Source organism: Gorillibacterium sp. sgz306347 (genome assembly GCF_059735245.1).
Map to the genome: position 1 here is coordinate 36,426 of NZ_JCAPET010000039.1, position 7,371 is coordinate 43,796.

The 7,371-nt window shown below is 60.0% G+C and carries 7 protein-coding genes; 2 read left to right on the plus strand and 5 right to left on the minus strand.

What is annotated here, in order from left to right; genetic code table 11:
* Window positions 1-31 precede the first annotated feature (31 nt).
* From AC6I6H_RS17780 to AC6I6H_RS17800, 5 genes are all read right to left on the minus strand, one after another.
* Window positions 32-478: a YaaR family protein gene (locus AC6I6H_RS17780; RefSeq protein ID WP_497955340.1), complete on the minus strand. Its 447-nt coding sequence runs from the start codon at window positions 476-478 to the stop codon at window positions 32-34.
* A gap of 3 nt (window positions 479-481) precedes the next feature.
* Window positions 482-811 carry a cyclic di-AMP receptor DarA gene (darA, locus tag AC6I6H_RS17785; protein ID WP_497955341.1) on the minus strand — a complete coding sequence of 110 codons (330 nt, stop codon included), beginning with the start codon at window positions 809-811 and terminating at the stop codon, window positions 482-484.
* Window positions 812-835: 24 nt separating this feature from the next.
* Window positions 836-1,492: a dTMP kinase gene (tmk, locus tag AC6I6H_RS17790; RefSeq protein ID WP_497955342.1), complete on the minus strand. Its 657-nt coding sequence runs from the start codon at window positions 1,490-1,492 to the stop codon at window positions 836-838.
* Window positions 1,489-2,991, minus strand: a complete 1,503-nt coding sequence (locus AC6I6H_RS17795; RefSeq protein ID WP_497955343.1) for an aminotransferase class I/II-fold pyridoxal phosphate-dependent enzyme — start codon at window positions 2,989-2,991, stop codon at window positions 1,489-1,491. The genes tmk and AC6I6H_RS17795 overlap by 4 nt, the downstream gene beginning before the upstream one ends.
* A 135-nt stretch (window positions 2,992-3,126) precedes the next feature.
* Window positions 3,127-3,309 (minus strand): sigma factor G inhibitor Gin, encoded by a 183-nt coding sequence (locus AC6I6H_RS17800; RefSeq protein ID WP_497955344.1) that lies wholly within the window; start codon window positions 3,307-3,309, stop codon window positions 3,127-3,129.
* A 197-nt stretch (window positions 3,310-3,506) separates the two neighbouring features.
* On the opposite strand from AC6I6H_RS17800, the gene AC6I6H_RS17805 reads away from it, so the two are divergent.
* Entirely contained in the window at window positions 3,507-4,034 is a 528-nt protein-coding gene (locus AC6I6H_RS17805) for a hypothetical protein (RefSeq protein ID WP_497955345.1), read from the plus strand.
* Between the two features lie 430 nt (window positions 4,035-4,464).
* On the plus strand, window positions 4,465-7,020 hold the full coding sequence (locus tag AC6I6H_RS17810; protein WP_497955346.1) for a beta-mannosidase: 2,556 nt from the start codon (window positions 4,465-4,467) through the stop codon (window positions 7,018-7,020).
* Window positions 7,021-7,371 lie beyond the last annotated feature (351 nt).

A 7,371-nucleotide genomic window follows, 5' to 3' on the forward strand; every position in this document is an offset into this window, starting at 1 on the left:
TACGCCCGGCCTTGCCGCCCCCGCAAACCGGTCAAAAAAAGTAATTGACCAGCATTCCTTTGATATCGCCGATGCGGACCAGAATTTCGATCCGCCCCTGCTCCGACTCAAGCAGCTCGTCGGCCATGGACGTCAGCGCGTCGTCGATTTCTTCCAGCAGCTTGTAGCGCTTGGTGCGCCCGCGCCGGTCCCAGCCGCGCGTCTCCCGCAGGCCGACGCCTCGCCGCGCCGTTTCCTCCAGAAACCGTTTGATCAAAAGCTTGTATTGGCGCAGCTCCCGAACGGTCATCGATTTGGCCAGCCGCTCCGCCTGCAGCTGAATCTGCTCCAGGATTTTTCCGAGCTCGCCTTGGGCAAAATCCTGATTCTGCTGCTGCATGAAGTCGGCAAACGGCTTCGGCTGAACATGCTGGCTGCTCGTTGCGTCCGGTATATGAAGGTTTTGGCCGGCCGGACGCCAGCCGGGATTGATTTTCATCGCTTAATAGTGCTCAAACCGCTCGACCGGCAGGACGAATACGGTGGCTCCTCCCACTTGTACTTCTACCGGAAACGGAATATAAGAATCCGTTGTGCCGCCCATCGGCGACACCGGGGTGACCAGCTGATCCCGCGTTTTGCCGTTGTTGCGGATGACCTGCAGCACATCGCTCACGCGCTCGTCTTCAATCCCGATCAGGAACGTGGTGTTGCCTGCCTTGAGGAAGCCCCCGGTACTGGCGAGCTTTGTGGAGCGGAACCCTGCCTGGATCAACGCGTTGGACAACCGGTTGCTATCCTTGTCTTGCACGACCGCCACTACCATTTTCATCTTGCATTCCTCCTTCTTAATGGATCATGCCTGTAGCTTGCCGCCTGGCAAGCGAAGGTCCAAAAAGGCCAGAAAATCGGCCAGAATGCCGGCAAAAACTTCATCTTCGCCGTGTTCGCCGTCCACCTGCACGATGCGTTCGCCGGCGGAGGCCACAATCCGGTCGAAGCCTTCCAGCACGCGCGCATGATAAGCCGCGCTCTTGCTTTCGATCCGGTCGAGACGGCCCGCGGTCCGCTTTGCCAGCCGGGCCTGGCCCGTCTCGAACGAGACGGCGACCAGATACGTCCGGTCCGGCTTCAGCCCGAAGGTGGCGAACCGGTTGATGTCCTCCACGTCCTTCGGGTCGACGCCCAGGCCGTACGCCTGATACGCCATGCTTGCGTCGACAAACCGGTCGCAGAGCACGATCCGGCCTTCCTCCAATGCGGGAAGGATCCGTTCCTGCACATGCTGGGCCCGGGATGCCGCGTAGAGCAGTACTTCGGTGCGGTCGGCCATCCGCTTGTTGGCGGGATCGAGCAAGATCCGGCGGATGCCGTCGCTGATTTCGGTTCCTCCCGGCTCGCGCGTCGCGGTCACCGGATATCCCCGCCGTTCCAGCTCCTCGGCCAGCCTGCGCAGCTGGGTGGTCTTGCCGGAGCCGTCCGGTCCTTCAAAGGTAACAAAGAGTCCTCTCATGCTGTTCCTCCATCCAATGGGTGAGCCGACGCCTGAATGCTCGTTAGCCGCGGGTCGGCCGCTCCCTGAAAACGCGCCCCGGCTTCGGACAGCCGGAGCAGATAGTCCCGGGTGCCGGGTGTAATCCGTTCGCCCGGATACAAAACCGGGATGCCCGGCGGGTAAGGCACGACCATTTCGGCGGCATACCAGCCTGCGGCTTCCTGAAGCGGAACGGATTGAACAATGCAGCGTGAAGCGAAAGCGGATGACAAATCCCGTGGGATGGAAACCGGCGAGGACAATTCGGTAAGAAAAGGAGTACCCGACTTATTCGCCAAAAACGGTTCGGTTTCCTGCCGGTTCAGACCAATTTCCGCGTCAATCCGCAAAAAAATGTTATGGAGTCGCAGCGCGTCCTCCCGCGTGCTGGCGGGACTGAGAAGGCAAAGCGCGCGGAAGGGATCGGCCAGCTCGACCATACAGCCCAGCGCCTCGATCCGCAGCTGCAGCTCGTACCCCGTTAAAGTCCCGGTCCGGTCCGAAACGCTGACCTTGAACGGGTCCAGCGCATCGTACGCGGACGTCTCGCCGCGTTCCAGGAGAGCCAGGCTGCGCAGCTCGCCCGCCCGGGCGCGCAGCTCTCTCACGGCGGCCAGCCCCTCTTCCAGAAAGGCACGGCCTTCCGTATGCATCCGCCGCCGGCTCAGGTCGAGCGAAGCCATGATCGGATACGACGGGCTGGAGCTCTGCACCATGGCGAGCGCCTGCGCTACGGCGGCCCGGTTCAGGCGGCCGCCCCGCAGATGCAGCATGGCGCCCATGGTGAAGGCGGTGAGCATTTTGTGCGTGGACTGTACGACGCCGTCCGCGCCGCAGGACAGTGCCGAAGGCGGAAGGGCCGGATGGAAGCCGAAATGCGCACCGTGTGCTTCGTCCACCAGCAGCGGCTTGCCGAAGGAATGCGCGACTTCGGCCGTCCGCGTCAGGTCATCCGCCATGCCGTAGTAATTCGGGTTGGTGAGCAGCACGCCTCTCGCTTCCGGGTGCCGCTCCAGCGCGGCCTGCACGTCCTCCGGCCGCACGCCCGCCGCAAGGCCGCTCGCCGTATCCACACGGGCGGGCAGGAACACCGCCCGGGCGCCGGCGAGCGCAAGGCCGTTCAACACCGACTTGTGCGCGTTGCGCTGCACGATCAGCAGGTCCCCGGGGGCGCAAAGCGCGAGCACCAGCGCCAGGTTCCCGGCCGTGCTGCCGCCGACCAGGAAAAACGTCTCCTCCGCGCCGAAGCAGTCCGCCGCGAGCCGCTGCGCGTCCCGGATGATTCCTTCCGGATGATGGAGATCGTCCAGCCCGGTAATTTCCGTGTAATCGACGGACGCGAAAGCACCAAACAATTCCCGGCCAAGCGGGTCGAGGCCTTGCCCTCCCTTATGCCCCGGAACGTGAAAACTGGTCTCCCCCGCCAGCCGGCGGCGCGCCAGCGCTTCGGCCAAGGGAGCGGCTTGCGGAGTAAGCAACGCGAAACCTCCTGCTACACTGTATTTGCGATACCGGCCAAATGCCCCTTCGGACGGCCGGTAAAAACGAAAGAAGAAGAACAAGCTCCCGCCCGTTCTCCTTCACTATACCAAAAAACCGGCACCAGGCCCACGTCAGGCGTCTTTTTTATACCAGAGCCGCTTCAAACGGCCGATAAAAAACGGATATTTCTCATCCTGCACATCGGTCCGCACCATTTCCGCCTCGCATTTTTCACAGATGAACACAGAAACGACGGTAATGCCTGCGCCGCCCTGTTCCCCGCAAATAATGCAAACCTTCCCGTTTTCCTCCACGCCGTTCACCCGCCTCGTTTTACGATATAGTATACCCATGAAACAAGTTTCATAAACTGGCCGTCATGCGGTTTCGTGCTATATAGATATTCCGCGCGCGGGTTTGCGTGTTTGTACCGGCCGATTTTTTTGGGCGGCCGCTTTTAAACGGCGGCGGACCTGCCGATATAATAGAGAGACCCAACCGGGAGGAACCTATGGCAGAGCGCAATTTGTCCAAAGAAGCGACCATTTACCGCTATACGCTGGCCCGAAAACTGAATGTCCGCCCCATTCTGAGCCTGGTCCATGCGGCAGCCTGGCTCGCCGTGCTGGCCAGCGAAGGCCTTCTGTTCGGCTGGGACGGCTGGATCGCCGGTCTGGCTTCCCTTGCCGTCATTCCCTTTTTCCATCTGCTGATCACGCGCTTCTATATCGTTTCGACCGGACGCTTCCAGGCCCAGGAATGGCTTGTCCGCACGACCCCGCTCTGGTACGGCTACCTGCCGTCCGGCTATGCCCCGTTTTCCGTTTACGCGCGGCTTCTGCACCAGTTGGCGGCGGTGGGCGCAGCGGCCGCGTGCCTGGGCTACGTGTGGCTTCCGCCGGTTTATACGGCCGCTTTTTTGCTGACGCATGTCTGGATTCTTGTTCCGCATTACGTGGCGTTTTTCAAGTTCCGCAAGCTGAAGGAAGGCGGCGTCATCCGCTTTAACGAAACCGATCTTTCTTATTACAATCCCTAAAGGTTTAACAGCCCTTGGTTTTCTTCCCTGGGCTATTCTTGTTGTCTCCTTTCTTCTTTTCGCTTTCCGGGTATCCTTTTTGCTCTCGGCCGTTTTTAAAGCATCGCTCCTTCGCGCCTTCTCCTTTATCTTGGCGCCCGTCTTTTTATCCCTTCAGCGGTCTTTAGCAGTTCGCCGTCCGCCTTTGCTCGGCGCTTTCTTCGCTTGTGCCCTCCTTTTTCGCCTTCCCTTTTTGGCCCTTCCCTCTTTGACCGAAAAGGAATCGTCTGGCATCTCCTCCGCCGCTGTGGTATCGTAACCCTAGATTCGTCGGACGGGCCGGGCGCTGTTTTTCGGGAGCGCTTTCAATTTACGCGCCGGCTTCGAGCCGATCACCCAAACCGCCGGGTCCCGCCGGATACCGGCATCATCGAGAGGATCGTGAAACCGAATGGAGTTAATCGAGCATTGGCGGCTGCAATCGTTTGAACCCGGGGAAAAACGCCCCCTGGACCTTGCCGCGCCCGGACTGGACGACCGGTACTGGATCGCGGCTTCCGTTCCGGGCGACGTTCACACGACGCTCAAAGAACGGAATCTGATCGAAGATCCTTATTTCGGTCACAACGACATCAAATCCCGCTGGGTCGAAAACAAGGAATGGTGGTACCGCACCAAATTCGATTGGCAGGGCGCCGGCAGCCCCGATGAACGGCATGAACTGATTTTTGAGGGACTGGACACCTTTGCCACCGTCTTCGTCAACGGCCTGGAAATCGGTCAGACGGACAACATGCTGATGCGGCATTGCTTTGACGTGACGCGTGCGCTTCGCGAGGGCTGGAACTCGCTTGCCGTCAAGTTCGATCCGCTTCACTTGCACAATCGGGACAAGGAGCCGTTTCAATGGTCCTCCTACACCAAGGAACGCCCCTGGCTGCGCAAAGCGGCCATGAACTTCGGCTGGGACTGGGGCCCGCGGATCGTTACGGTCGGCATCTGGGGACCGGTGCGGCTGGAGCGGAGGAGGCTGGCCAAGCTGGAGAGCGTGTATGCGCGAACGCTTACCGCAGACCGGGACCAGGCGGTCGTGCGCGTCGAGCTGGACGCATCGGCGTTTCGCCGCGGGACAACGCTGGCGGCGGACTTCCGCCTGATCGCCCCATCCGGCCGGGTTGCCGCGTCCGCCCGAGTGTCCGAAGCCGCCGGGCTCGCCTCCGTGGACCTCGCCGTTTCCCAGCCGGAGCTCTGGTGGACGCACGACCTCGGAACGCCGGCTCTGTACCGGCTGGAGGCCGACCTCTACGCCGACGGAGAGCTGGCGGACCGGTATGCGGAGCCGTTCGGCATTCGCACCGTCGAGCTTCGGCTGAAGGATGAGCAGGGACGAAACGCGTTCGCCTTTTATTTGAACGGCGTGAAGCTTTACGCCAAAGGCGCCAACTGGATTCCCGCCGACAACCTGATCGGCTCGATCCCGGACACGCGCTATCGGGAGCTGCTCGATCTCGCGGTCAAAGGAAACATGAACATGCTGCGGGTTTGGGCGGGGGGCATTTACGAGAAGGATGTCTTTTACAACGAATGCGACCGGCTCGGCCTGCTGGTCTGGCAGGACTTTGCTTTTGCCAACGCCCTTTTTCCCGATTACAACCGGGATTTCATGAACAATGTGCGCGCCGAAGTCGAAGACAACATCAAGCGGCTGCGCAATCACGCCTCCCTCGCCATTTGGTGCGGAAACAACGAGATTGACTGGCTCTACGACATGAAGTCTTCCGCCGGAGACATTACGACGCCCTTTTACGGGGAAAAGATCTTCCATGAGCTGATACCCGAAGCGCTCGAACGGCTGGACGCCAGCCGGCCTTATTGGCCTTCCTCTCCTTACGGCGGGAACGACGCCAACGACCCGGACGAAGGAGACCGGCACAACTGGCAGGTGTGGCACGGCTCGGTTTATCCCCGCAAAGCCGGCGAAGTACCGCTGCTGGACTACAGCATCGAGGGGGTCACCTTCAAGAACTACAAAAAAGACTTCGCTCTGTTCAGCAGTGAATTCGGCATGCATGCCTCCGCTAACCGCTATACCCTGGAGAAAAACATGCCCGCCGGGCAGTTCTTCTGGGGGAGCGTCGAGATGGCTTACCGCAACAAGGATACGAATCACCTCAAAGGCATTTTACTGATGGAAGGCTATACGGGCATTCCGCAAACCATTGAGGAATACATCAACTTCTCCATGCTGACCCAAGCCGAGGGATTAAAATACGGCATTGAGCATTACCGGCGGAACAAGGAGCGGAACAGCGGAGCTCTGGTCTGGCAGTTTAATGACAGCTGGCCGGGTACCAGCTGGTCGATGGTGGATTACGAGCTGCTGCCGAAGGCTTCGTACTACTATGGGAAAACGTTCTTTCACCCGCTCCTGCCCATGATCGAACACGAACCGGGTCAACCGCTGGAGGTGTGGGTGGCAAACGACCGGGTGACAAACTATACGGGGAACGTAACGCTGGAGGTGTTCGACTTTTCCGGTACCATCGTCTATCGAAAGGAATTTCGGGCGGAGGTCCCCGCCGGTGCCGCGGTTTGTCTCGGACGTGTGGCGGAGGAGGAAGCGCTGAACGGCCGGGCGTCCGGCGAAGCGGCCGTCCGGCTGACGGCGGAAAACTGGGACATTCCGGCAAACTTCTATTATTTGCGGGACCATAAAGATCTATCGCTGCCCGATGTTGTCCTTACCGCCGAGATCAATCAGTCCGAGCAAACGGTCACGGTAACCGCTGAGGGCGGTTTCGCCCGAATGGTGCGGATCGACATGCCGCAAAGCAAGCTTTGCTTCAGCGACAACTATTTTGACCTGCTGCCGGGCGAATCCCGGACCGTCTCTATAACCCGGCACGACGGCAGGCCGGTGCTTCTGCACAACCTTTCGGTGACGGCCATCAACGCCCGATCGAAAAAAGCGGAGGACGCGCTCAAGCCGGACCTTCCCTTTGTGTAAAAGCCCGCTCAGCATCCTGTGCAGCATGCATTCAAGCCCGGACGGAGCAGCCCAAGCCCCTTTGGGAACGCTTCGTCCGGGTTCCTGGTTGCAAAGTGCAGCCAGATGCTGTCAGTTGCTCCTCCCCCCGCACAAGATTGGGTGCGGGTAACCCGGAAGAGCACGCCCTACAAATAAGGCGGTTTTCTGTCGCTATTTTCATGATGGTCGCTCCAGCTTCGCCACGCCAGTTTCCCGGGCAAAGTTACCTTTGCTTTGTTTCGTCTTGTTTCCGCATCTCAATATATAACAAAAGAACCTGCGCAAGTTGCACAGGTTCTCTCGTTGCTTGGCGACGTTCGACTCTTCCGG

What these genes read in the sequence shown, in the direction of transcription:
- AC6I6H_RS17780 (WP_497955340.1), bottom strand. Translation starts at nt 478, where the DNA reads ATGAAAATCAATCCCGGCTGGCGTCCGGCCGGCCAAAACCTTCATATA.
- darA (WP_497955341.1), bottom strand. Translation starts at nt 811, where the DNA reads ATGAAAATGGTAGTGGCGGTCGTGCAAGACAAGGATAGCAACCGGTTG.
- tmk (WP_497955342.1), bottom strand. Translation starts at nt 1,492, where the DNA reads ATGAGAGGACTCTTTGTTACCTTTGAAGGACCGGACGGCTCCGGCAAG.
- AC6I6H_RS17805 (WP_497955345.1), top strand. Translation starts at nt 3,507, where the DNA reads ATGGCAGAGCGCAATTTGTCCAAAGAAGCGACCATTTACCGCTATACG.
- AC6I6H_RS17810 (WP_497955346.1), top strand. Translation starts at nt 4,465, where the DNA reads ATGGAGTTAATCGAGCATTGGCGGCTGCAATCGTTTGAACCCGGGGAA.